Here is a 543-nt window from a genome sequence, read left to right as displayed (position 1 = left end):
CAACAATCGTTCTTTGCGGCGGGAGGATTCGACCCGTGGAACACATCGCCGCCTTGCTCCTCGTCATTGGCTGCTCGGACACCATGACCGATTGCCGCGAATTGTCGGTGCCGGTCAGCGTCTTCGAGACTTTCGAGGCCTGCATCGCCGAACGGCCGTTTGCGTTGGGCGACCTGCAGGGGCGCACGCCGCGTGTCATGGGCGAGTGCCTTGCCGTCGATCCGGCACTTGAAGACGACTACGATCAACTGCTGTGGACCGTGCGTCCCGACGGCAGGCTCATCGCGTCGCTGGAAACTTCCGGCGCGCTTGTCGCGTCAAACGGCGCACGCCCGTAAGACACTCTCTTCAGCAATAACAAGATCGGGCAGGCAAAGCCCGTTTTTTCGTGCTAAACGGCGGTTGGCACTGCCAAAAGTGAGGACAAAAGCGAGGAGCTATTTATGCGGAAAATGATCATTGCCATGGTTGCCGTGGTCGCCGTCAGCGGCTGCACCACGACCGAGCAGGATGTCGTCGGGGGCGGCTTGATCGGCGCCGGCG

2 protein-coding genes are annotated in these 543 nt (G+C 61.3%); both read left to right on the top strand.

All coding sequences use genetic code 11. The features are described 5' to 3' along the window. Positions 1-338 (top strand): hypothetical protein (locus EOA60_RS36565; RefSeq protein ID WP_348632762.1); only part of this gene is annotated, 338 nt, incomplete at its 5' end. Positions 339-443: 105 nt separating this feature from the next. After that, positions 444-543 (top strand): lipoprotein (locus EOA60_RS38055; RefSeq protein ID WP_164899951.1); only part of this gene is annotated, 100 nt, incomplete at its 3' end.

Source organism: Mesorhizobium sp. M1A.F.Ca.IN.020.06.1.1 (genome assembly GCF_004023265.1).
Lineage (GTDB): Bacteria > Pseudomonadota > Alphaproteobacteria > Rhizobiales > Rhizobiaceae > Mesorhizobium.
Note: the sequence above shows the minus strand (reverse complement) of the source record. Positions and strands in the feature narration are given on the sequence as shown.